This window comes from Paenibacillus mangrovi (assembly GCF_022898935.1).
Taxonomy (GTDB): Bacteria; Bacillota; Bacilli; order Paenibacillales; family Paenibacillaceae; genus Paenibacillus_AQ; species Paenibacillus_AQ mangrovi.
Genome location: NZ_JALIRP010000002.1, coordinates 113,031 through 134,918 on the forward strand (window position 1 = coordinate 113,031; position 21,888 = coordinate 134,918).

26 protein-coding genes are annotated in these 21,888 nt (G+C 49.0%); 4 read left to right on the forward strand and 22 right to left on the reverse strand.

Features of this window, described 5'->3' with window-relative positions:
• Positions 1–72: 72 nt before the first annotated feature.
• The 15 genes from lysA to MUG84_RS05260 form a co-directional block, all read right to left on the reverse strand.
• Positions 73–1,404: a diaminopimelate decarboxylase gene (lysA, locus tag MUG84_RS05190; protein WP_244723252.1), complete on the reverse strand. Its 1,332-nt coding sequence runs from the start codon at positions 1,402–1,404 to the stop codon at positions 73–75.
• Positions 1,405–1,524: 120 nt separating this feature from the next.
• Positions 1,525–3,129 (reverse strand): spore germination protein, encoded by a 1,605-nt coding sequence (locus MUG84_RS05195; RefSeq protein ID WP_244723269.1) that lies wholly within the window; start codon positions 3,127–3,129, stop codon positions 1,525–1,527.
• A gap of 170 nt (positions 3,130–3,299) precedes the next feature.
• Positions 3,300–3,716, reverse strand: a complete 417-nt coding sequence (locus tag MUG84_RS05200; RefSeq protein ID WP_244723272.1) for a stage V sporulation protein AB — start codon at positions 3,714–3,716, stop codon at positions 3,300–3,302.
• An 8-nt stretch (positions 3,717–3,724) separates the two neighbouring features.
• Entirely contained in the window at positions 3,725–4,366 is a 642-nt protein-coding gene (locus tag MUG84_RS05205; RefSeq protein ID WP_244721368.1) for a stage V sporulation protein AA, read from the reverse strand.
• A 150-nt stretch (positions 4,367–4,516) separates the two neighbouring features.
• Entirely contained in the window at positions 4,517–5,272 is a 756-nt protein-coding gene (sigF, locus tag MUG84_RS05210; RefSeq protein WP_244721371.1) for an RNA polymerase sporulation sigma factor SigF, read from the reverse strand.
• 11 nt (positions 5,273–5,283) lie between these two features.
• Positions 5,284–5,745, reverse strand: a complete 462-nt coding sequence (spoIIAB, locus tag MUG84_RS05215; RefSeq protein WP_244721373.1) for an anti-sigma F factor — start codon at positions 5,743–5,745, stop codon at positions 5,284–5,286.
• Positions 5,742–6,095, reverse strand: a complete 354-nt coding sequence (spoIIAA, locus tag MUG84_RS05220; protein ID WP_244721375.1) for an anti-sigma F factor antagonist — start codon at positions 6,093–6,095, stop codon at positions 5,742–5,744. Before spoIIAA ends, spoIIAB begins: the two co-directional genes overlap by 4 nt.
• Before the next feature lie 91 nt (positions 6,096–6,186).
• Positions 6,187–7,368 (reverse strand): D-alanyl-D-alanine carboxypeptidase family protein, encoded by a 1,182-nt coding sequence (locus tag MUG84_RS05225; protein WP_244721383.1) that lies wholly within the window; start codon positions 7,366–7,368, stop codon positions 6,187–6,189.
• A gap of 180 nt (positions 7,369–7,548) precedes the next feature.
• Positions 7,549–8,373 carry a purine-nucleoside phosphorylase gene (locus tag MUG84_RS05230; RefSeq protein WP_244721385.1) on the reverse strand — a complete coding sequence of 275 codons (825 nt, stop codon included), beginning with the start codon at positions 8,371–8,373 and terminating at the stop codon, positions 7,549–7,551.
• A complete protein-coding gene (gene xerD / locus MUG84_RS05235; RefSeq protein WP_244721387.1) occupies positions 8,360–9,295 on the reverse strand; it encodes a site-specific tyrosine recombinase XerD in 936 nt (311 codons plus the stop codon). The genes MUG84_RS05230 and xerD overlap by 14 nt, the downstream gene beginning before the upstream one ends.
• An 89-nt stretch (positions 9,296–9,384) precedes the next feature.
• Positions 9,385–9,618 (reverse strand): DUF4227 family protein, encoded by a 234-nt coding sequence (locus MUG84_RS05240; RefSeq protein WP_244721389.1) that lies wholly within the window; start codon positions 9,616–9,618, stop codon positions 9,385–9,387.
• 221 nt (positions 9,619–9,839) lie between these two features.
• On the reverse strand, positions 9,840–10,280 hold the full coding sequence (gene fur, locus MUG84_RS05245; protein WP_244721392.1) for a ferric iron uptake transcriptional regulator: 441 nt from the start codon (positions 10,278–10,280) through the stop codon (positions 9,840–9,842).
• A gap of 92 nt (positions 10,281–10,372) precedes the next feature.
• The gene (gene spoIIM / locus MUG84_RS05250; RefSeq protein WP_244721394.1) at positions 10,373–11,023 is read right to left on the reverse strand and encodes a stage II sporulation protein M; all 651 of its coding nucleotides are present in this window, start codon (positions 11,021–11,023) and stop codon (positions 10,373–10,375) included.
• Positions 11,024–11,078: 55 nt separating this feature from the next.
• Positions 11,079–12,320: an endonuclease Q family protein gene (locus tag MUG84_RS05255; protein WP_244721397.1), complete on the reverse strand. Its 1,242-nt coding sequence runs from the start codon at positions 12,318–12,320 to the stop codon at positions 11,079–11,081.
• Entirely contained in the window at positions 12,317–12,889 is a 573-nt protein-coding gene (locus MUG84_RS05260) for an NUDIX hydrolase (protein WP_425313157.1), read from the reverse strand. The genes MUG84_RS05255 and MUG84_RS05260 overlap by 4 nt, the downstream gene beginning before the upstream one ends.
• Before the next feature lie 98 nt (positions 12,890–12,987).
• Between MUG84_RS05260 and mciZ the strand changes: the two genes are divergently transcribed.
• Together mciZ and MUG84_RS05270 are read left to right on the forward strand one after the other, a co-directional pair.
• On the forward strand, positions 12,988–13,137 hold the full coding sequence (gene mciZ, locus MUG84_RS05265; RefSeq protein WP_244721403.1) for a Z-ring formation inhibitor MciZ: 150 nt from the start codon (positions 12,988–12,990) through the stop codon (positions 13,135–13,137).
• A gap of 239 nt (positions 13,138–13,376) precedes the next feature.
• Positions 13,377–13,925, forward strand: a complete 549-nt coding sequence (locus MUG84_RS05270) for a tetratricopeptide repeat protein (protein ID WP_244721406.1) — start codon at positions 13,377–13,379, stop codon at positions 13,923–13,925.
• An 82-nt stretch (positions 13,926–14,007) separates the two neighbouring features.
• Here the strand turns inward: MUG84_RS05270 and MUG84_RS05275 are convergent, their stop codons facing one another.
• Positions 14,008–15,132, reverse strand: a complete 1,125-nt coding sequence (locus MUG84_RS05275; protein WP_244721409.1) for a tripeptidase T — start codon at positions 15,130–15,132, stop codon at positions 14,008–14,010.
• A 107-nt stretch (positions 15,133–15,239) separates the two neighbouring features.
• On the opposite strand from MUG84_RS05275, the gene prli42 reads away from it, so the two are divergent.
• Positions 15,240–15,341, forward strand: a complete 102-nt coding sequence (gene prli42 / locus MUG84_RS05280; protein ID WP_244721412.1) for a stressosome-associated protein Prli42 — start codon at positions 15,240–15,242, stop codon at positions 15,339–15,341.
• A gap of 1 nt (position 15,342) precedes the next feature.
• Here the strand turns inward: prli42 and lipB are convergent, their stop codons facing one another.
• The 5 genes from lipB to lpdA all read right to left on the reverse strand — a co-directional run bounded on the left by lipB (position 15,343) and on the right by lpdA (position 21,076).
• Entirely contained in the window at positions 15,343–16,041 is a 699-nt protein-coding gene (gene lipB / locus MUG84_RS05285; protein WP_244721414.1) for a lipoyl(octanoyl) transferase LipB, read from the reverse strand.
• A 51-nt stretch (positions 16,042–16,092) separates the two neighbouring features.
• Positions 16,093–17,451, reverse strand: coding sequence for a dihydrolipoamide acetyltransferase family protein (locus MUG84_RS05290; protein ID WP_244721416.1), 1,359 nt, complete (start codon positions 17,449–17,451; stop codon positions 16,093–16,095).
• A gap of 21 nt (positions 17,452–17,472) precedes the next feature.
• Positions 17,473–18,459 carry an alpha-ketoacid dehydrogenase subunit beta gene (locus tag MUG84_RS05295; protein WP_244721418.1) on the reverse strand — a complete coding sequence of 329 codons (987 nt, stop codon included), beginning with the start codon at positions 18,457–18,459 and terminating at the stop codon, positions 17,473–17,475.
• Positions 18,450–19,490 (reverse strand): thiamine pyrophosphate-dependent dehydrogenase E1 component subunit alpha, encoded by a 1,041-nt coding sequence (locus MUG84_RS05300; RefSeq protein ID WP_244721420.1) that lies wholly within the window; start codon positions 19,488–19,490, stop codon positions 18,450–18,452. The genes MUG84_RS05295 and MUG84_RS05300 overlap by 10 nt, the downstream gene beginning before the upstream one ends.
• A gap of 164 nt (positions 19,491–19,654) precedes the next feature.
• On the reverse strand, positions 19,655–21,076 hold the full coding sequence (gene lpdA, locus MUG84_RS05305) for a dihydrolipoyl dehydrogenase (protein WP_244721422.1): 1,422 nt from the start codon (positions 21,074–21,076) through the stop codon (positions 19,655–19,657).
• 207 nt (positions 21,077–21,283) lie between these two features.
• Between lpdA and MUG84_RS05310 the strand changes: the two genes are divergently transcribed.
• Positions 21,284–21,586 carry a DUF2627 domain-containing protein gene (locus MUG84_RS05310; RefSeq protein ID WP_244721425.1) on the forward strand — a complete coding sequence of 101 codons (303 nt, stop codon included), beginning with the start codon at positions 21,284–21,286 and terminating at the stop codon, positions 21,584–21,586.
• An 85-nt stretch (positions 21,587–21,671) separates the two neighbouring features.
• Here MUG84_RS05310 and MUG84_RS05315 read toward each other — a convergent pair whose 3' ends face one another.
• Positions 21,672–21,884: a hypothetical protein gene (locus MUG84_RS05315; protein ID WP_244721429.1), complete on the reverse strand. Its 213-nt coding sequence runs from the start codon at positions 21,882–21,884 to the stop codon at positions 21,672–21,674.
• Between the last annotated feature and the right edge of the window lie 4 nt (positions 21,885–21,888).

Here is a 21,888-nt window from a genome sequence, read left to right on the forward strand (position 1 = left end):
ATTCCCCAATACAGAAATGATCCTTCTCGTGTTTTGTTCTTCACCAATTCTTGCTTGGAATACGGCCGTTCCTTATTTCAGGACAGCCTGCTTGCTAATACGCTCTGGTACCATGTCATTGCCAATGATATCCTGCAGTGTTTCACGGCGTACGACTAGATCGCTTTCGCCTTGATTGACGAAAACAACCGCCGGACGGCGAATCCGATTGTAATTGCTGGCCATGGAATAGTTGTAGGCACCTGTACAAGAAACAGCCAGCAGATCGCCGGTGTTTACCTTCGGCAGATCCAGATCCCAGATCAGCATATCGCCGCTCTCGCAGCATTTGCCGGCAATGGAGACCGTTTCTTGGACTGGTTCATTGGCACGGCTCGCAAGCACCGCTTCGTACTTCGATTCGTACAGAGCAGGACGCGGATTATCCGTCATGCCTCCGTCAACAGCCACATATTTGCGAACGCCAGGAATATCTTTACTTGTTCCTACAGTGTACAAAGTCGTACCGGCATCTCCAACGATGCTGCGGCCTGGTTCTACCCAGATTTCAGGCAACTCGGATGACCAGCGGGAGAAATGGGTTTTGACGGCATCGGTAATCGCCTTGACATACTGCGATACCTCAAGCGGTGTGTCGCCATCCACATAACGGATGCCAAAACCTCCGCCCAGATTCACGACCTTGAATTGTACACCAAGCTCCTGCCTAACCTGCTGTGCGAAATCGGCAACTCTTTGAACGGCCATTTCAAAGCCCTCGACTTCAAAAATCTGAGAACCGATATGGGAGTGCACGCCGAGCAGTTCCAGATTGGATTGTTCGGATGCCAGTTTCACAGCTTCAAACGCTGAACTATTTCCGATATCAAAGCCGAATTTCGAATCGGTTTGGCCCGTGGAGATATATTCATGCGTATGAGCTTCAACCCCCGGAGTTACGCGCAGCAGAACGTGAACGCGCGCATTTTTTTCGGCAGCAACCGCATTTAGAAGATGAAGCTCAACCAAGTTGTCCACCACGAAGCAGCCGATTTCGGCGTCAATTGCCATTTCGATCTCCTCGAGTGTCTTGTTGTTGCCGTGAAAATGAATACGCTTGGCTGGAAAGCCTGCCTGCAATGCGGTGTATAGCTCACCATCAGAAACCACGTCAAGCGACATGCCTTCCTGATCCGCAATACGGCACATAGCCATGACACAGAACGCCTTGCTTGCATAAGCTACTTGAAATTTCAAGCCCGATGCGCGGAAGGCAGCTATATACTGCTGACAGCGCTGGCGCACAAGTTCTTCATCCACGATGTAAAGCGGAGTTCCGTACTTGGCCTTAAGATCCGTAACGTCGCATCCGCCAATCTCCAGATGTCCGGCTGCATTTATTTGACTTGTACCATGGAAGAACATATTCAGCATCCCTTCGCTTTCTGTGGAACATGTTAAGATTCCATCTGATCTTTTACATCAGTATAACAGACAACGGAAGAGAATGAATGGATTTTTATGCACAACATTTATATTTTTTTACTATTGCTCTGTATTATCTGGATTCGGAGACATCCGTGTACTGTCCCGTGTTTTATTGAAGGATGGCCTTTCCTTGGACTCAAGAAGCGGAAAACGGAACAATACACTGGCTAGTGCCTTTGCATTAAAGGGTATAAATGGCCACAAATATGAAGAATTATACGACCGGTGAAGCGTCAGCAGCAGAATCAGGAGCGTCGTGCCGACCACGAAACCCATCAAGTCAAAGAGCGCCACAGCTACCAGAAGCACCAGCCTAACCAATCGGTTGGCAAGCCCAAGCTCGTAACTTGGTGTCGCGAACATGCCTATGGCTGACACAGCCATATACAGCACCACCTCATTCACGAACAGGCCCGTCTTGACCGCTATATCTCCAACCAGGATCGCCGCGATCAAGCCCATGGCCGATGCCAAGGGCGTCGGCGTGTGAACTGCTGCTAACCTCAGCAGGTCAACCCCGAACTCAACCATCAGAAACTGGGCGATTAATGGTATATTGCTCTTGTCATGCGGACCGAGAAAACTAAGAAAAGGCGGCTTAAACTCCGGGTAAATCACCATCAAAAGCCACAGCGGCAGCAGGAACATGGAGGCGAAGATACCTATAAAGCGGACCCATCTTAAATACGTCCCCATAAACGCCGTTTGCCGGTTCTCCTCCGCATGCTGGCAAAGATCAAAGAAGGTCGTAGGCATGATCATGACACTCGGCGATGTATCCACAAACACGGCTACCCTGCCCTCAAGAATATGAGCAGAAACCACATCCGGCCGTTCCGAGTACCGGACGAGCGGATACGGATGCCAGCCTTTGTTGACGATGGCTTCCTCCAGTTGTTTATCAGCCAGGGGCAGACCTTCAATGTCCAGTCCCTTGATTTTCTCACGGATGGAATCAACCTGCACTTTATCAACGATGTCATCAATATATGCAATACTTACATCCGTGCGTGTGCGCCGTCCAACCTGTACCAGTTCGCTTTTGAAACCCGGATCACGCACACGCCTACGGACGAGCGCCACATTACTAAGCAGCGTTTCTGTGAACCCGTCCCTGGATCCACGGACCACTCTTTCGATGCTCGGCTCTTCCGGGCTGCGCACAGGAAAGGTTCGCGTATCCATGACAATGGCCGCCTGTTCCCCATCGATAAAGAGGGCGGACATTCCCATCAGCACCTTGTTGATGGTTGAGCTGAGCTTTTTGTCCACTTCGACCTGGATATGCGGGATATAACATTCAAAAAAGGATTGCATCGCATCCGTCGACAGCTGATCGACAGAGAGGTAGGTCAGTCGCTTCAGAATTTCAAGCATAATATTATCTTTGGCGAAGCCGTTGACGAAGAATAAACCTGTTTTGTGACCGGCGAGCGTCATCTCACGAAATACGATGTCAAAAGAGGTCCCGAGCCCCACGACTTCCTTCAGCGTAGCCTTGGTCTGATCCAGACTGTCCGATACATCATCACTTCTCTGCCAATAGATGATGGATTCCTCTACCGAATTGGATTTCTCATCCTCCCGTTTCTTTTCCTCCGCTTTTTGTTTGCCGGATTCCTGCTTCGAAGCACCCAAAGACTTTCCCGATTCATCCTGCATATTCCCCCTCTGTTCTCCCTGGCTGCCTGATGCTTCTGTTCCCTGCTGCGTATCCTTGGATTCCTCTTTCTCGCTGCCGTGCTCCACTATCATCGCGGGGCCTGACGGATCCTCTACGCTGTTCATTTCATGATCTTGCTTGTTCATGATCCATCCGCTCCTTTCGCTTCTTACCTTCTGTATACAAACCAATCAAACAGAGAGCCTGCCACCTTTCCGGTGACCATAGCCATCACTAAACCAAACAGATAGTGAATCATCTTCAACCTTTTAGCCAAAATTGGAAGCACATTCAGTACCTCTGTCAGGGCCGCTGCCAGCAGGCCAACGAAAATCCCGTTGAACAGACCGACAACAAATCCGGACCACGCCCCCAAAGATAGCTTCCAGTTCCAAAAATCAAACACCGTTCCTAGCAGCGAACCCGAAACCATGGCGCCCTCATACCAATGAACCTGGTGGTAGGATCTCGTCAATTGAGCCAAACGCGGGATCATATCCAGTACGATAAACAGTGCGATCACGCCGCCACCGACGGCTATTCCGCCTGCAATGCCCAGCAAAATCTGCACCATCCATCCCAGCATCAAGGTATTCAAGATGGATCACCCTGATTTTGGGAAGATTTCATCCGTTTGTATTCCTGGGCAACGACGAACTGGTCAATATTCTCCTGATAAAGATACATTTCCACTTCCAGCGGGGTTGGTTCCTCATTCCATTTTTTCTTGAACAAGTGATTGAAAAATACCACCATGCCGAACCCGATACCGAAAGAATATGCTGCTTGGAATAAAAAGGGATGCTCATCCCGTTTGCCTGTTAACATCTCTACAGTCCGGATTTGGACCTCCTGCATGTTGACGTCCGCATGAAAGTTCATGATGGTGAGTGCGGAGCCGAAAAACAGCAGCAGCCAAACGAGCAGAAATAACAGCAACGAAGGCTTTTGAGGCTTTTCAACGACTTCCACAAGCACATGATGCTGTCCGATTGGTTCGATTTTAGCGTTTGGAATAAGCTTCTGCACTTTCGGAATGATTTGCATAAGATCGATAAGTAACAAGTTTCCGTCCCATGTTTGCGGCTGGACCAGCTCGAGATTGCGAAGCTTCGTCTCCCACTCTGGGTCACTTAATATCCGGGCGACATGCCCAAGTGTAACAACTCTTCCCTTAGTGATCGGCACACGGCTTTGCAGCTGCAGGTACACCGTAGGAGCCGGATTTAAAGACATTCCTATCACTCCTTTGCTGCTTCAATGTCGTTAGTATAGGGAAAATCACCGTTTTCTAGTCAGAAGTTGCATTGGGTCCATTAAAAGGAGGGGTTATCATAACTAAATAGACCTTGCCAAGGAGACACCCTCGGCAAGGTCTATTTGATTTCACTGCGCAATCTGATCGCGGATCAGCTGCAATATTTTCTTTTCCAGACGGGATACCTGTACCTGTGATATCCCCAGCCTTGAGGCCACCTCAGACTGCGTCTGGTCCCGGTAATACCGGAGATAAACGATCAGCTTTTCTCGCTCGGAGAGGCCGTCTATGGCCTCGTTCAGAGCAAGCTTGTCGAACCACCGCTCTTGGGAATCGTCCGCAATTTGATCCATCAGAGTAATCGGATCTCCATCATTTTCGAACACGGTCTCATGAATAGAAGTTGGCGGCTTGTTGGCTTCCTGCGCGAAGACCACTTCCTCCGGCGTCACACCAAGCTCGTCAGCGACCTCTTTGATCGTCGGCAGACGGTCCAGGTGCTTGGACAGCTCATCCTTTTTCTTCCGGACCTTGTTGGCCATCTCCTTCAGTGAACGGCTAACTTTAAGTGTGCCATCATCGCGAAGAAAACGCTGGATTTCTCCAATAATCATGGGAACAGCATAGGTTGAAAACTTAACATCGTAGCTCAAATCAAATTTATCAACAGACTTCAGCAGACCGATACAGCCAATCTGAAACAGATCCTCCGGCTCATACCCGCGGTTCATGAATCTTTGTACAACGGACCAGACGAGACGGATGTTGGAGTTTACCAGCGTATCGCGGGCCACGCTGTCACCAGTCTGACTCAGAGCGATCAGACGTTTGACTTCCGAATCTTCCAGATATGTCTGCGAAGCTTTTTTCACATCAGCATCCATGCGTCCAACCCCTAATTATACAAAGCTTTCTTGGATTCAATCCTTTTCTTCATCCTGATCGATGTACCGGAGCCGGGTTCGCTGGAAACTTCAAATTCATCCATGAAGTTTTCCATAATCGTAAATCCCATCCCTGATCTCTCCAGTTCAGGCTTTGATGTGAACAGAGGCTGTCTGGCCAGATCCAAATCCTCGATGCCGGCTCCTCTGTCTTCAACAGTAATCGTGACGGTATCCGAGACAATCTCGGCGGTAATGGTTATTTTCCCTTCGGGATTGCTGTCATAACCGTGGATAATGCTGTTTGTTACAGCCTCCGAGATTACCGTTTTCAGATCGCTCAGTTCGTCCATCGTCGGATCAAGCTGTGAAATAAACGCAGCAACCGTAACCCGGGCAAAGGATTCATTTTCGGATTTGGAAGCAAACTCAAGCGTCATGAAATTGCGCTGCAGAGCTTTTTCTTCATTCATGACACAACCTCCAGTCCCGAGAGCGCCTGGCCCTCGTTATCATAAATAGGCATGATCTTAAACAGCCCGGACATGTTCAGCAGACGATAGACCGCTTCATTCACATCACATACTGCCATTTTGCCGCCTTTGCTTTTGATCAGTTTGTAACGCCCCAGAATAACACCTAAGCCAGAGCTGTCCATAAACTGTAAATTTTTAAAACTGAGCACCAGATGCTCCGTTTGTCCTTTCTGGATCGATTCATCCAATTGTAAACGGACAAGATCAGCGGTATGATGATCCAGCTCGCCGGATAGACGGACAATCAGTGTATTACGGTGATGCTCCAATTCAACATGCAGATTCACGCCTGCTCACTCTCCTTCCTGTCTTGAACAAGGATTTCTACGCAGCAGAAAGAGATTCCTGCACCCCGACAAAACTAGAAGAAAACCGCTATCAATCTACAAGAAATAAATTGGCCGTCGTGCGCTTGAACAGCTTCCACCAGCCTGCCTTACCGATTTGCTGAGAAGATTTGAGCTCGAATTCCTTCAGAACTTTGTCGCCCTGATAGACGACCAGCTTACCGAGCACTTGTCCAGCCTGTACAGGAGCTCTCACTTCCTTGGGCACCTGCACCTCATGACGAACGCCTTCCGCTTTGGCATTTTTCTTCAGAAGCACACTGTAATTTTGTCCTGCAGTCAGCGTCAATCCCTTTACATCGCCCTTGTTGATTTTGACCGTTCCCATCGTATCTCCAGGCTTAAAAATCGTGTGCATGCTGTACTGCGCAAACATGTAATCGAACATTTTGGATACTTCTTCATTACGCGTTTTCGTGTTCGGCTCACCGAGTACCACCGCTACCGCTCTCATATTGCCACTCACGGCCGTAGCCGACAGGCAAAACTTCGCCTCGGAAGTATATCCCGTTTTGAGCCCGTCTGCGCCTGTATAAAAACGAACCAACTTATTCGTATTCACCAGCCAGAACGGCTTCTTCGAATCCTTCCGCAAATAGTCCTGGTAAGATCCGGTGTATTTCGTGATATCCTTATGCTTCAAAAGCTCACGGCTGATGACTGCAATATCATGCGCTGAGGAATAGTGGTTTTCCGCAGGCAAACCATTACAGTTGGCGAAGTGCGTGTCTGTAAGACCAAGTTCTTTTGCCTTGTCATTCATCATCTGCACGAAGGCTTCTTCGGTTCCGGCAATCTTCTCGGCCATCGCGACCGATGCATCATTGCCCGATGCCATCGCAATGCCTTTCAGCATTTCATCAACGGACATCTCCTCGCCCGGCTCTAGAAAAATTTGCGAGCCCCCCATCGATGCGGCATAGTCGCTTGTACGGACCATATCCGTCAGCTTCAGCTTGCCGGAGTCGATTGCCTCCATGGTGAGCAGCATGGTCATGATTTTGGTAATGCTGGCTGGCGGCAGTTTATCATGGCTGTTTTTCTCATAAATAATAGTTCCCGTATCCGCATCCATGAGGATGGCGGACTTGGCGTTAGCCGCAAGATCGGCCCCAGCCGACTGCTTGGCCTTTTCCTCTGCAGATCCCGTTTGTGGAAAGAGCGCAGCCGATAAGGTTATCGCCAGCACGACTGCCAATAGCGTTTTTCTCAAAATTAGTCCCCTCCTGACCTATGGTCATAAATATTGCTGCTGTTTTCCAGTGTCGTCAGGTTGGCAGTAAAATATTCCACTTCGAATCGGGTTTGCCAGGAAAATTTGGGTGAAATGAACAAAAAAATCTGCAGGTCTATGACCTGCAGACATTTTGAATGGATTCAGTTATCGTCTGATTTACATCTTAGGTATGACAGCAAGCACAAGGCTCAGGAATTTCTCACGCACGAGCTCTGTAGTTTCCATCACCTCGTCGTGTGATAGCGGCTGATCCAGAATGCCTGCAGCCATGTTGCTAATGCAAGAAATGCCAAGCACTTCAAGACCAGCATGGCGGGCAACGATGGTTTCCGAAACCGTCGACATCCCTACAGCGTCAGCGCCTAGCGTTCGCAGCATTCTAATCTCGGCTGGCGTTTCATAGGTAGGACCAAGCAGACCTGCATATACACCTTCCTGAACATGAATGCCTTTGGATTCGGCTGTATCTTTAAGCAAGCTGCGGAGGCGGCAGCTGTAAGCCTCGGACATATCCGGGAAGCGCACGCCAAGTGCAGCGTCATTCGGTCCGATCAGCGGATTTTTGCCTGTAAGATTAAGATGATCGGAAATCAGCATCAGGTCACCTGGCTCATAAGAGGTGTTTACGCCTCCAGCCGCGTTGGTCACTAGCAAGCTTTGCACGCCAAGTTCCTTCATGACACGAACCGGGAATGCTGTCACTTCAGGGCCATATCCTTCGTACATATGGAACCGGCCTTTCATCATGACAACGGCGCGTCCTTCGATGGTGCCGAGCAGAAGCTCACCCTCATGTCCTTCAACTGTAGACACCGGGAAATGAGGAATATCCTGATAAGGAATAGAAATGCCATCCTGGATCAAATCTGCAAGGATGCCAAGTCCAGATCCAAGAATCAGGCCTACCTCTGGTTTGATCTCTGTTTTGCCTTGAATGTAGGCTGCTGCTTCTTGAATAACTGTCTGATTAATGGTTGTCATGGGAAGATCTCTCCTTCAATTGGGTTAAATACATGCGCTCCCGCGGATGATGGTTTTCATATTCATTCTTCATCGCCTTCTTCGTCAGAGCACCGTATATTTGGGTGGTTGAGATGTCGCTGTGCCCTAGCATTTCCTGCACGGACCGAATATCAGCTCCATGTTCAAGCAGGTGGGCTGCAAAGGAATGGCGCAGCGTGTGGGGGGTAATATCCCCGTCTATGCCGGACTCCGCGGCGTACTTCTTTAATATTTTCCAAAATCCCTGGCGGGTAAGCCGGGTCCCTAGATTATTCAGGAAAAGTCCTCTTTCCTGTTCGTCCCGGGCCAACTTCGGCCGCATTTGTCTCATGTAGGTTCCTACCGCTTCTGCTGAAAGGCTGCTGATCGGAAGTACCCTTTCTTTTCCTGAACTGCTTGTACACCGGAGAAATTTCATTTCCGGATATACGTCGTCCAGATCCAGTGCCATCAGTTCCGACACCTTCATACCTGTGGCATACAGCAGCTCCAGCATCGCCTTATCCCTCATCCCGGGCGGGGACGAAATATCCGGCGCAGCCAGCAAGCGTTCCATCTGCTCTACACTCAGAACCTGAGGTACTTTCTTTTCCAGCTTCGGTGACTCCATATACAGTGTTGGATCCTGCTCCAGCAGAGATTCCCGCACCATGTAATGAAAAAAAGAACGCAGCGACACCAGCTTCCGCGTAACGGTTGACGATGCGAAGCTGTTGTCTTTCAAATAATTCATATACATGGAAATATGGAACTTCTTGATCTGGTCTGCCGACTCAACTCCCTGCTCCTTCAGATATCCGATAAATTGCAGCAGGTCGCGCTTATAAGATTCAAGCGTGTTTCGCGACAGCCCCTTCTCATCACCTATATAGCGAATGAAGGACTGAACATACTGCATCATAAGTTGAAAAAGCTCCTTCGGATAGATTGACCGATCCATTTAAGATTTCGACAAAAAACTCCAATCCCCTGCATGCCGCCCTCGCAGTTCTATTCCCCGTACCAGTAAAAAAACCGCAAGCGGTCGCCCATCATCTCTCCTGTTTTAGCCTTATCCGAGGGCCTAAACGCTTTGACAGCGTGCCCATCCGGAATCCGGTAATGATCCACGGGGGTAATCCATGCACCGATCAGGCCAAACAGCTGGTAGAGTGTATATGTAAGCGCCGCAAAGACAAGCAAAAATTTCAAGGAAGCCCAGCACTTCCGCACCGAAATGATCATAAGAAATCACACTCCCGGAAAATAAAAGATGATGGCGGACTGCCGCCACTTCTCGTTATTTTCAGCTTATGATTCCTGCTCCGGTTGTATGACAAGCCCCCCGGCCTTAGGCCACCAAAAAAGCCCTCTCCGGCTAACATTCCGGCGAGAGCTTGTGATCTTGGAGGATCATATCCGATTGTTAATGATTCGACTTCTTGTCATCTCCACTTAGGGCGATCTTACTTATCCTTGCAGCGGTGACAAATACCATGAAAATCAAGCCGATGATCGGAAACCGTAAAATTAAACTCGCGTTCCAACCGCTCTTCCAGCGGTCCCAGCCAGTCCTCGCGGATTTCATCCATGCTGCCGCACTTCACGCAGATCAGATGATGGTGGTGGTGCTTTGCGGTATCTGTCCGCAAATCATACCTTGCAACGCCATCGCCAAAATTAATCTTTTCTACGACATGCAGTTCACTGAGCAGCTCAAGGGTACGGTATACGGTAGCCAGACCGATTTCAGGAGCCTTTTCTTTGACGAGCATGAAAACATCTTCCGCACTTAGGTGATCTTCTTCATTCTCGAGCAAAACTCTGACGGTGGCTTCCCGCTGGGGTGTCAGTTTATAGCCCTGGGATTGCAATTGTTGTTTGATTTTATCGATCCGCGCTTCCATTTTCTCCCTCCCCACAGGAAAATCACTGCACCATTGTTATATCACATCTTACATTATAGGGGGAGTTGCGCCGCAAAGTCAAACGATTTTGCTTATATCCCAGGCAGCAGCGGTGTCTTCAGAAGCGATGGTGTTACCCATTTCATCATAGCCGGAGTCACCCATGTTTCAAAAGAGGATATTCCCAGCATAATCAGACACATGACAATGGTTAATCCGACATAAGACGCGAACGGGCGTATGACATTCACCCGGCTGTGCGTTATGACCCTGTCCTTAATCACATGCAGTGAAAAAGCAATGGCAGATACACTGGAGACGATCAGGACCGGAATAATGAGCAGATTGGGAGGAGCCACCGACACCATAGCAAAAAGAAGACCCTTCCATGAAAATTGCCCTACCAGATAGCCCACCGTGAATCCGATCAGCACACCCTTCAAAAAATCAAGAATAAGAATTCCGGGCAGTCCGATCACGGATAATCCGAGAAACCAGATCAGGCCCACCCATTTCAAATGCAGACCGGCAATATTCCAGAAGGAATCTACGGCACCCGTCCCCGTTTCACTTTGATCCACTGTCAGGAAAAAATTTTGCAGATACCGCCCCAGGTCCTGCTGCTGCTCCAGCGACAACGCATTTACCATTAGAGCACCGAAAATGACCCCGACAAGAAAAAGCACGGCAACGAAAATATAGAGAACCGTTTGTTCCTTCAAGGTATGGCGGAAAGTTCGCATACAGGATTTCCCCCTTCCTATCACATACCTCTACTCTATGAAGACAAGCTGCTAACTATGTCTTGTCTGTAGACGGTGCCGCTACTTTGCCGTAAGTTCCTCCCCCACCGGAAGTAAGCAAAAGTGAACCGTTTCTTGATTGAACGATTTGATTCGCCATCCCGGCACCAACAACTTCAGCCAGTTCTTCTTCGGAGGCCCGGTGCAAAATGGACATTTCCGTCCCGAAACGGTCCAGTAATCTCTTCATCGTCGCTTTTCCAAGTCCCGGAATAAACTCCAGGGGCACCTGATAATGATACACTGGTCGATCCGCAGGCATCCAGGCTTCCTTACGGTCGGCGATTTCCAGGATCCGGTCCAGAACACCTTGTACTTTCTTCGTTCCACCACAGTACGGGCATGCTCCCGTAATGACCGTATCCTGATCCTGATCTAGGATAAGGCTGCAGCTCAGGCAGTATGTGCGGTGGTACTTGCCAAGGCGCGGGTTCAGCCCATAATTGGCCGTCACCCTGCGTCCTTCAGCGTATCCAAGCGCCAGTACAAGCTCATGGAAGCTTGGCTCCTTCATCCGGATGCGGTTATACTCCCGTCCGATCTTACCCAGGGAATGGGCATCGGAATTGGTGACAAAGGTAAAGTCGTCGAGCTCGGAAATAAGTCCAGCCATCTCCGAATCGGCGCTCAGCCCAAGCTCTACTCCGCTGATCATCGAAAGATCCAAGACTTCGGACATCCTCGGCGCTACGTTTCCATATATCCCTTTATGCGGTGTAAATACATGCGCTGGAATCATGATGCCGCCTCTGGCATAAATCTCCTCCTGAAGAGTGATACCAGACACATAGATGCGCTGAGAGCTCAGATTCACATTTTTCATATGCTTCGTCATCCATGCCGTGAAATGCTGCATGACGGAGAGGTTTGGGAAATAAGCGAGCAGATGAGCAGCGCCTTTACCCTCCTCGTAAATCTCAATTTCACTTCCAAGCACAATCGTAGTTCCGCGATAAGAAATGCCCCCGCCTTCCAGCTCCGTCATTTCCCCGGCGTACAAGCAGTCCATAATATCCTTTTGCACTTCAGGCGAGTGGCAGTCAATGATTCCCACCATGTCGATGCCTTTGCGCCCGGCTGCTTCCTTCGCAATATTAGCAAAAGTCAGATCCTTGCTACCGGTAATTTTAACTGCCTGTCCGGAAGTCGCACGCCCGATATGGATATGCAGATCGGCATAGTACTCATCCAACTTGAAGTTCTCTTTTGACGCCAAGTCTGGATTTTCGTTGCTCATAGTCCGAACGTCCCTGTCACTTGCTTCAGCTTCAAGGCATATACAGCCATGATGGTTTTGGCATCGCTAATTCTGCCGGATCCAATCGCTGCTTCAGCCTCTTCCAGAGTCAGTTCATAAAGCTCCAGAAATTCATCCTCATCCGGAGCGGCGTCCCCGCTTTCGAGTTCTTCCGCTACATATAAATGGATGATTTCGTCCGCAAAACCTGGAGATGTGTAGAAAGAATGAAGAAGTCTGAGATCTTTGCACACATAGCCGGTCTCCTCCTGCAATTCCCGCTTGGCAGCTTCCAGAGGATCCTCCCCCTTTTCCAGCTTTCCAGCAGGGATCTCGAGTTCGCAGCGACCCATGGCTTGTCTGAATTGATCCACCATGATGATCTTACCATCATGAACAGCAAGCACAGCCACCGCGCCTGGATGTTTGATAATTTCTCTAGAAGCCGTGCTGCCATCTGGCAAGCGGACGGTATCGATTTGCAGCGATATGACTTTCCCATCAAAAATCGGCTTGGTTGAAACCGTTACTTCGTCAAGTTTTGAGTTTGGTCTGGAAAAATTATTCAACGTCACATCTCTCCTTATTTTAAAAACAAGCATGTTTGTCCAAGCTGACACATATGGTGTTATTATAACAAACTTCAAGCGGGAAAGAAGGAAAGCAAATGAAGAGCTACCGAACAAAAAGCTCCTTTCACATGGTCGGGCAAGCATGGCAAATCCGGATTATGCTCAAACAATGGATGAAAGAAATCGAACCTCATACCCCACTTGCTATCATTCTGGATGAATCTAAAGAAAAAGGACACGGTTAAAGAAGTGTTCTCTAACGCATTATTTTTAGAAAATCTATCATTAAATGTGAAAAATATAATGAATTTTTGCTTTTTTAAAACTTTTTTATGCGCTTTCTATAACAAAGATACGCTAGAATTGTTATATATAGTGAAGGGTTCATTATGAACAAAAATCATTGGATATTCAAATCAGGTCCACTAAGTACTATGCCTAGTTTATATAAATCAATTCAAAGGGCATGAAAGGAGGGGTCGTTTTGACTGGATTATCACGGTATGAAGCTTTGGAAACAGCCAAAACCGCAATCGCGCTCGGAAAGATTGATGAGGCGCTGACGATCTTGTCCAGCCCGACAACGCATGAATACAATGAGTTAGTTTATACGATGTACATGCAGGGTTACCGTGAACAGGCCCTACTACGAATCTCTGAGATGGAACAGCTGCCTCTTTACGATCGCAGCCAAGTTTCACTTGAGCTCTGTTTCATTGCCGCCGAAATTCAATATGACGCCGGTAACTACGAGGAAGCCGCATCCATCTTTGAAGCGATCTACCATACGGATCCCAATCATTCTGCTGCTAGGTTTGGAGCCGCCTCCTCCTATTTGCAGAGGACCAGAGAATCTCTAACCGCCAAGCTAGAGAGCAGCGTCGTTGGCAGCGAAGTATTTATTAGAATCGAACATTATCTAAACAATATCTCTCACGCTCTTCAAATACTGAATGTTACGCACTGGCACACCGAATGGACTCCCGCCCAGCAGCGAAATCATTCGGCAGCCACAACCGTTTTGTTTCATTAATTTTCATTGAAAAAGGCTATTCTACAGCTTGGCATAGATCAAATTGCCGACTGCGAATAGCCTTTTTTTGCTCTATATGCTGTTATTTAGTGGTTTCTCGGATAATACTAATGACCATTTCAGCCGCTTTGGCCATATCTGTCGCACGGATGCGTTCCTTGGTCGTATGGATATTTTCATAGCCGAGCGCCAGGTTGACTGTCGGAACTCCCATTCCATTGAAAATATTGGCATCACTTCCGCCACCCGAATGGAAAGTCCGGCTGCTCAGGCCTATGCCCGCAATTGCCCGCTGTGCAAGCTTCACGACTTCGTCATTCTCGTCGAAATTGAAGGCTGGATACACGATTTCGCTAATAAATTCACATTTTGCCCCGCATTCCTGTACAGCGCTCTCCAGTGCTTCGCGCATATGCTCGATCTGACGCTCTACCTTGTCCTGAACAATGCTGCGTGCTTCAGCATCAAGCTCAACGTAATCACATACAACATTCGTAGCGCCGCCGCCCGCGAATTTACCAATATTGGCAGTTGTCTCATGATCAAGTCTGCCCAGCTTCATGCGCGAAATTGCCTTGGAAGCCACCTGGATCGCACTAATGCCGTCTTCGGGATTTACTCCCGCATGCGCAGATTTGCCGAAGATTTTCATTTTCATTTTGGCTTGAGTTGGAGCCGCAACCGCAATGGCGCCTATTTCACCGTTTGAATCGATCGCGTAGCCAAGATCTGCGTCCAGATATTTCGGATCCATGCAGCGCGCTCCCAGCAAACCGGATTCCTCACCTACTGTAATGACAAATTGGATCTGACCATGCTCGATTTGCTGCTCCTTAAGCACTTTGATTGCTTCGAACAAAACCGCAAGCCCAGCCTTGTCGTCAGAGCCCAGAATGGTCGTCCCGTCGCTTGTAATCCAGCCATCCTCACCCAGTGTTGGTTTAATGCCTTTGCCCGGCGTTACCGTATCCATATGGCATGTGAAGAACAGCTTGGGAGCTGTGCATCCCGGAGTCCCTTCCATAGTGACGATTAGATTACCTGCACCATGCCCCGTTCTTTCCTTGGAATCATCCTCAATAACACTCAGCCCGAGATCTGAGAACTTCTTTTTCAGAACGACAGCAATTTCTTCTTCATGCCCGGTTTCGCTGTCCACCTTCACGAGTTCCATAAATTCTTCTACTAAACGGTCTTGTCTGATCATTGGACTTTCCTCTCTCTCATGGTTAAGTTACAATAAACATAGCAGTCTGCCCATCAAATCATATTCATGCTGCATCAAATATATCTTCCATTTGTAAAGGAGTAGCTATGAAAAATAATAAATGGTTCCGAGTTTTTGTCTACCTGATGCTGATTTCCATGTTTGGCTCCGTCATTTTCGGAATACTGCAATCCGTAATCGCCCGCTGATTCAGCGGGCTTTATTTGTTATAGAGCCTTCGGCTGCCTCACACGAAAATACCTCCGTAAAAAATGGCACGATCTCCTCTGCCACCTGCTCCACGGTAAAGGTACGACCTGTACATTCCTCTAGCGATGTCACACCGAATTCCTGAATGCCGCAAGGGATAATTCCCTTAAATCCCTGCTTTTCAATGCCTGCTTTGATGTTAAAAGCGAATCCGTGACTTGTCACGAACGCCCTCCGGCTGCGGCATTTATTAAATTTGACTCCGATGGCGCATATCTTAAGATCGCCTACCCATACGCCCGTATATTCAGGCTTACGTCCAGCCTCTATTCCGTAGTGAGCGAGATAATTGATGATGACCTGCTCCAGGCTGCGCAAATACCCGTGCAAATCCAGCCCTGCACCATCAAGCAACAATAGTGGATAGCCGACAAGCTGACCGGGTCCATGATATGTAATATCACCACCGCGGTCGATTTCAAATAATCCAATGCCTTTTTCCTCAAGCTCTTCCTTGCTCAAAAGCAGATGCTCCGGATGTCTTTGGGAACCAATGGTATAGGTTGGCGGATGCTGCAAGAGCAGCAGGGTATCCTGCTGCTCTCCAAGGTCAATGCTTTTTACGATCGACTTTTGCAAATCCCATGCTGCATCATAACCCATCATCGGTGTATAGGAAACATTAAGTGATTTGCTCATAGATGATTCACGTCCTCTCCCTGATGATGAATGTGCTGCCGCTTTGTTCGTTTAATAGACTTTCGTATCCAGCGTATAGGCTTCGATGTTCTCCTTCACCCGCTGCAGGAACCGACCGCAAATGATGCCATCGAGAATACGATGGTCCAGGGACAAACAGATATTGGCCATCGAGCGGACAGCGATCATATCATTGATGACAACCGGACGCTTCACAATGGATTCAAACGTCAGGATCGCCGCCTGCGGGTAGTTGATGATCGGATAGGACAGAATTGAACCGAATGAACCGGTGTTGTTGACGGTAAAGGTTCCTCCCTGCATATCCTCCAGCTTCAGCTTCCCTTGCCGGGTTTTGGTGGCGAGCTCTTCAATCTCACGCGCCAATCCCGCGATATTTTTCTGATCCGCTCTTTGAATAACTGGTGTCATGACCGAATCTTCCGTACCTACGGCGAGTGAAATGTTGATATCGCGTTTGACGATAATTTTATTGGTAGCCCAAACGGAGTTTATGATCGGATAATCCTTGATCGCATTCACAACAGCTTTCAAGAAGAATGCCAGATACGTTAAATTATAACCTTCTCTGCGCTTAAATTCATCCTTCAGCTTGTTGCGCAGCAGTACGAGGTTGGTGACATCCACTTCTACCATCGTCCAGGCATGCGGAATTTCGGTTACACTCTGACGCATATTGGTCGCAATCGCATTGCGGAGCGGTGTCACATCAATCAGTGTCTCACGCTCGCCGACTCTTTCTACCTCGATAGGCGGAATTTTCGGCGATTCCGACATATGCAGGCCCGAATTCCGTTCCGGTACCGGAGGCTGCGGAATATACTGTTCCGGCGTTACCGCAGGATTAGCATGAGACAGGCCCTTAAACGGCGACGGCGCTGCGGCTGCCTGAGGAGCTGAAGCTTGCGACTGGCTTCTCCCCCCATTTTCCACATAGGCAAGTACATCCTTGCGCGTAATACGTCCGCCCATTCCCGTACCTTGAATAGCGCTGAGATCCACTCCATGCTGGGCAGCTAAAGACTGCACGGCAGGCGAATAGCGGCTTCTCATGGATTGGTCACCTATATCTGTTGTCACTGCGGCTGGCATAGCCTGCACGGTGTGGTGATTCGCTGCAGGAACAGTAGGCTGCCCTTGAACAGCCACGCGGCAGATAACCTCTCCAACCCCAACGTTCTGGCCTTCATTAGCGATCCATTCAGCCATGATGCCGTCCAGCGTAGAGGGAATTTCGGCATTGACCTTATCCGTTATGACTTCGCAAATAGGCTCATACTGCTCGATCTTATCCCCCGGCTTTTTCAGCCACTTGGCAATAGTAGCCGAGACCAGCGACTCGGCCAGCTGCGGCATCACCACGTCGGTTAACTTTTGATTTTCTGACATGTTATTCACCTCGAAGCTTCCCTAGTAGATTGCCAATTGACGCATGGCTTCTTTCACTTTATCTTTACTCAGCATATAAAACTTCTCCATTGGCGGGCTTATCGGCATTGCAGGCACATCCGGGCTGCAGCAGCGCATAATCGGGGCATCCAGCTCGAACAAGCATTCCTCCGAAATGATCGCAGCCACCTCGGCTCCAACGCCGCCGGTTTTATTGTCTTCATGGACAATCAGTACCTTGCCGGTTTTGCGTACGGCTTCAATAATACTGTCGCGATCGAGCGGCTGCAACGTGCGCAGATCCAGAATATGGGCCGTAATGCCCTCTTCCTTCTCAAGCTCTTCGGCAGCCTGCAAGCAGAAGTGAAGCGGCATGCTGTAGCCGATCACTGTAATATCCGCACCCTCGCGCAGCAGATTAGCCTTGCCGATCGGAACGGTGTAATCGTCCAAAGGCACATCGCCCTGGATCATTTTGTAGCATTTTTTATTTTCAAAAAAGAGAACCGGATCCGGGTCACGGACAGCTGCCTTTAGCAGTCCCTTGGCATCATATGCTGTGAATGGGGCCACAATTTTCAGACCTGGTGTACCGAAGAATATAGATTCCGGACATTGGGAATGGTACAAGCCGCCGAAAATTCCGCCTCCGATCGGTGCTCTGACCACAACCGGACAATTCCAGTCGTTATTGGAGCGGTAACGGATTTTGGCAGCTTCACTAATAATCTGATTGGTCGCAGGCAGCATGAAGTCGGAGTACTGCATTTCAGCAATCGGCTTCATCCCAACCATCGCCGCACCAATGGCGACTCCAGCTATCGCGGATTCAGCCAGCGGCGTATCCATGACACGCTCCTCGCCAAACTGCTCCAGCAGCCCTTTTGTGGTCGTAAACACTCCGCCCTTAACGCCTACATCCTCACCGAGGACAAATACGGATTCGTCTTTCTCCATTTCTTCCTTCATGGCCAAGCGGATCGCATCGATATATTCCATTACTGCCATGCCTTTTCCTCCTCTTCATGATCTTCCGCATAAACATGCAGCAGAGTCTCCTCAGGCTTCGGATAAGGCGCTTGATCCGCAAACTCGGTCGCGTCCTTCATCTCAAGCGATATCTGTTCCAGCAGATCCGCATCCTTCGTCTCATCCCAAATGCCACAGTCGATCAAGTAGGCTTTAAACCGGGTAATTCCGTCTTTTTTCCAATTTTCTTCAACTTCCTCTTTTGTCCGGTAAGCCAAATCATTATCGGAAGTGGAATGCGGAGACAAACGGTACATCATCGCTTCAATCAGTGTCGGCCCTTCGCCGCGGATCGCCCGCTCGCGAGCTTCCTTAACAGCCTTATAAACCGCAAGCGCATCGTTGCCGTCCACCCGGAGTCCCGGGAATCCGTAGCCCAGTGCACGGTCGCTGACTTTGCCGCCGATTTGCTTGTGAGCGGGTACCGATATGGCGTATTGGTTGTTCTCACACATAATGATGACAGGCAGCTTGTGCACACCGGCGAAGTTGCAGCCCTCGTGGAAATCACCCTGGTTGCTGGAGCCTTCCCCAAAGGTTACGAAGGAAACGATCTCCTGCTTTCTCATCTTGGCCGCAAGCGCTACGCCTACCGCATGGGGAAGCTGAGTCGTTACCGGACTAGATCCAGTCAAGATACGAAGTCTTTTGCAGCCGAAATGCCCTGGCATCTGACGCCCGCCACTGTTCGGATCTCCCGCTTTCGCAAAAGAAGACAGCATCAGCTCGCGTGCAGTCATACCCACGGATAATACAAAGCCATAATCACGGTAATACGGCAGGAAATAGTCCTTTTCCCGGTCTAAAGCAAACGCGGCGGCTACCTGTGCGGTTTCCTGGCCGACGCCCGAAACATGGAAATTGATCTTTCCCGCCCGCTGCAGCAGCAAATTACGCTCATCAAACTTGCGTGCGAGCAGCATATATCTGTACATGTCAATCACTTGTCCGTTACTAAGTCCAAGCTGCTCATGTTCGTGTCCTGTTCCAACAGTACCTTGTTCATTCATAAGAGGTACCTCCTTATTTATAAAGCCTTAGACCAAACACTTACCCTGATATTAAAACCTGGTACTAAGACTTGGGTTAACCTTATTATAATCCTTATCTGCACAAAAAGAAAAGAAGGTTTTATACATTTCTCTTCATTGCTCAGCAGATAGGCAATCCCCAATTACATTCCAATGGAGAGACCGTCCACTGCTAGCATGCCTTCTCCGAGGATCTCGGCCAGCGTTGGATGCGGATGGACCATCTGTCCGACTTCCCAAGGCGTCGCGTCCAGAATCTGTGCCAAGGCCGCCTCACTGATCAAATCGGTCACATGAGCACCGATCATTTGAACCCCTAGAATGTCATTGCTCTTAGCATCAGCCACAACCTTGACGAATCCCTCTTTACTGCCATGCACCAAAGCCTTGCCGATCGCCTGGAACGGGAATTTCCCCACTTTGATCTCCAGCCCTTTCTGGCGCGCTTCCTTTTCCGTGAAGCCGACGCTTGCTACTTCCGGACGGGTATAGACACAGCGCGGGATCATATGCTGCGGAATCGGATGAACCACTTCGCCTGCCAGATGATTGACCGCCGCAATACCTTCGTGACTGGCCGCATGAGCAAGCTGCAGACCTCCAATCACATCCCCGATCGCATAGATATGAGATTCCCCAGTTTGTAGGTGAGGATTCACCGCAATAAAGCCACGCTCAACACGCACATCCGTGTTCTCCAGCCCGATATTCTCCACATTCGCTTGACGCCCAACCGAGACTAGAATACAGGAAGCCGTAAGGGTTACGGTCTTTTCTCCCTCCTGCATGTCAATGCTGGCCTGTCCATCCCGAACCTGATATGTATCTGTCTTCACCGTGCATCCGGTGTGAATAGTGATACCTCGCTTGGTTAGAATCTTTTTCAGTTCTGAAGCCACGTCCTCATCTTCGGCTGGAAGCAGCTGCTGCGCCGTTTCTACGAGCGTAACCTGAACGCCGAAGTCATTCAGCATGGAGGCCCATTCGACGCCAATCACTCCGCCACCAATGATGATGATGGATTCCGGAAGCTCGTCCAGTATGAGCGCTTCATCACTCGTCAGCACATAACGCCCATCCGGATCAAGACCTGGCAAAGTCCGCGGACGGGAGCCCGTTGCAATAATCAGATTAGTCGATACCACCGTCTCCATTTCGCCATCCGACAGTTCAACAGCAACTGCACCGCTTCTAGGAGAAAAAATGGATGGGCCGATCACGCGTCCCTTGCCATGAAGCACCTGAATTTTATTTTTGCGCATCAGATACTGCACGCCTTGATGCAGCTGATCGACGATAGCCGTTTTCCGGTTCTGCACCTTGGAGAACACAAGTGTCGCACCCGAGGTCTCAATCCCGTAGCTTTCGCTGTCACGAATTTCCGCGTATACTTCGGCACTCCGCAGCAGCGACTTGCTTGGAATACAGCCACGGTGAAGACAGGTTCCCCCCAGCTTGTCCGCTTCAATGATTACAACCTGTTTGCCAAGCTGCGCTGCCCTGATCGCCGCAACATATCCGCCCGTACCGCCGCCGAGAACCGCCAAGTCACATGAAATTGTCATATCTACTATCCCCCACATTTATCATTAAATTAGAATATTTTATTATCGGTCCAAACAGGCTCCTAATATGGTTTACCCATTCATCTTTTTATATTGTACTCTCTTTTTCCATCAATACAAATCTGATTGCCCATCCAAATGGACAGAAGTTAATGAAAACGGTATGATAGGATTATTCAATAAAGAACGACAGGAAGGGATTTCCATATGAAATTAATGATTTCCCGATTTATTGCCATTCTTATTCTGGTTGTACCAGGACTGATGGCTATGACTGGGTTTTTATTTATGAAGGATGCCGTATTCGCGTTCTATTCTGTTCACGGTGATGCAAGCGTAGCCAATCCCACTTTCGGATGGGGACATTTCCTTCTCGGCTTGGTGCTTTTCCTAATCGGCATGAGCTTCCTTGGCGGTTGGATTTTGTACCGGGACCGCAAGAAGAATTATGTAGGACCAAGATTCAAGGAAAAGCGCAAACCCAAACCGCCAGCCCAGCCAACTTCATAAAACGCAGTTAAAACCCCGCCGCAGTTCATTTGTGGTGGGGTCTTTTTTAGCTTTTTCGAGGGAAATGGGGCATCGCCGTCTCCCCTTATTCGTACAGAGCGTCCCTCAGTTTGGTGGACATTCTCGATTCCTTGGAGGAGCTTTTCAAGATCGTTCTGCGTAAAGCATGATTTTGTTGAATGGAAGTGCTTAAGTCGTTCAGCAGCTCATCCAAAAGCGCCTTCACCTCCGGTACCTGTTCTAGTTCCTTCGACATTCCTGATATTCTTTCCTCGTATTGTTCAATCTTTTCTAACATGCTT

Excerpts from the sequence above, each read along its gene's own strand:
- mciZ (WP_244721403.1), top strand. The coding sequence starts at position 12,988 with ATGAAGAGCTACCGAACAAAAAGCTCCTTTCACATGGTCGGGCAAGCA.
- lipB (WP_244721414.1), bottom strand. The coding sequence starts at position 16,041 with ATGAGCAAATCACTTAATGTTTCCTATACACCGATGATGGGTTATGAT.
- spoIIM (WP_244721394.1), bottom strand. The coding sequence starts at position 11,023 with ATGCGAACTTTCCGCCATACCTTGAAGGAACAAACGGTTCTCTATATT.
- MUG84_RS05255 (WP_244721397.1), bottom strand. The coding sequence starts at position 12,320 with ATGAGCAACGAAAATCCAGACTTGGCGTCAAAAGAGAACTTCAAGTTG.
- MUG84_RS05300 (WP_244721420.1), bottom strand. The coding sequence starts at position 19,490 with ATGAATGAACAAGGTACTGTTGGAACAGGACACGAACATGAGCAGCTT.
- xerD (WP_244721387.1), bottom strand. The coding sequence starts at position 9,295 with ATGATGCAGTATGTTCAGTCCTTCATTCGCTATATAGGTGATGAGAAG.
- MUG84_RS05275 (WP_244721409.1), bottom strand. The coding sequence starts at position 15,132 with ATGATCAGACAAGACCGTTTAGTAGAAGAATTTATGGAACTCGTGAAG.
- spoIIAB (WP_244721373.1), bottom strand. The coding sequence starts at position 5,745 with ATGAATGAAGAAAAAGCTCTGCAGCGCAATTTCATGACGCTTGAGTTT.
- MUG84_RS05295 (WP_244721418.1), bottom strand. The coding sequence starts at position 18,459 with ATGGCAGTAATGGAATATATCGATGCGATCCGCTTGGCCATGAAGGAA.
- MUG84_RS05315 (WP_244721429.1), bottom strand. The coding sequence starts at position 21,884 with ATGTTAGAAAAGATTGAACAATACGAGGAAAGAATATCAGGAATGTCG.
- MUG84_RS05290 (WP_244721416.1), bottom strand. The coding sequence starts at position 17,451 with ATGTCAGAAAATCAAAAGTTAACCGACGTGGTGATGCCGCAGCTGGCC.
- MUG84_RS05195 (WP_244723269.1), bottom strand. The coding sequence starts at position 3,129 with ATGCAGGATGAATCGGGAAAGTCTTTGGGTGCTTCGAAGCAGGAATCC.
- fur (WP_244721392.1), bottom strand. The coding sequence starts at position 10,280 with ATGGAAGCGCGGATCGATAAAATCAAACAACAATTGCAATCCCAGGGC.
- MUG84_RS05200 (WP_244723272.1), bottom strand. The coding sequence starts at position 3,716 with ATGCTGGGATGGATGGTGCAGATTTTGCTGGGCATTGCAGGCGGAATA.
- lpdA (WP_244721422.1), bottom strand. The coding sequence starts at position 21,076 with ATGACAATTTCATGTGACTTGGCGGTTCTCGGCGGCGGTACGGGCGGA.
- MUG84_RS05230 (WP_244721385.1), bottom strand. The coding sequence starts at position 8,373 with ATGACAACCATTAATCAGACAGTTATTCAAGAAGCAGCAGCCTACATT.
- MUG84_RS05310 (WP_244721425.1), top strand. The coding sequence starts at position 21,284 with ATGAAATTAATGATTTCCCGATTTATTGCCATTCTTATTCTGGTTGTA.
- sigF (WP_244721371.1), bottom strand. The coding sequence starts at position 5,272 with ATGGATGCTGATGTGAAAAAAGCTTCGCAGACATATCTGGAAGATTCG.
- MUG84_RS05240 (WP_244721389.1), bottom strand. The coding sequence starts at position 9,618 with ATGATCATTTCGGTGCGGAAGTGCTGGGCTTCCTTGAAATTTTTGCTT.
- prli42 (WP_244721412.1), top strand. The coding sequence starts at position 15,240 with ATGAAAAATAATAAATGGTTCCGAGTTTTTGTCTACCTGATGCTGATT.
- lysA (WP_244723252.1), bottom strand. The coding sequence starts at position 1,404 with ATGTTCTTCCATGGTACAAGTCAAATAAATGCAGCCGGACATCTGGAG.
- MUG84_RS05205 (WP_244721368.1), bottom strand. The coding sequence starts at position 4,366 with ATGTCTTTAAATCCGGCTCCTACGGTGTACCTGCAGCTGCAAAGCCGT.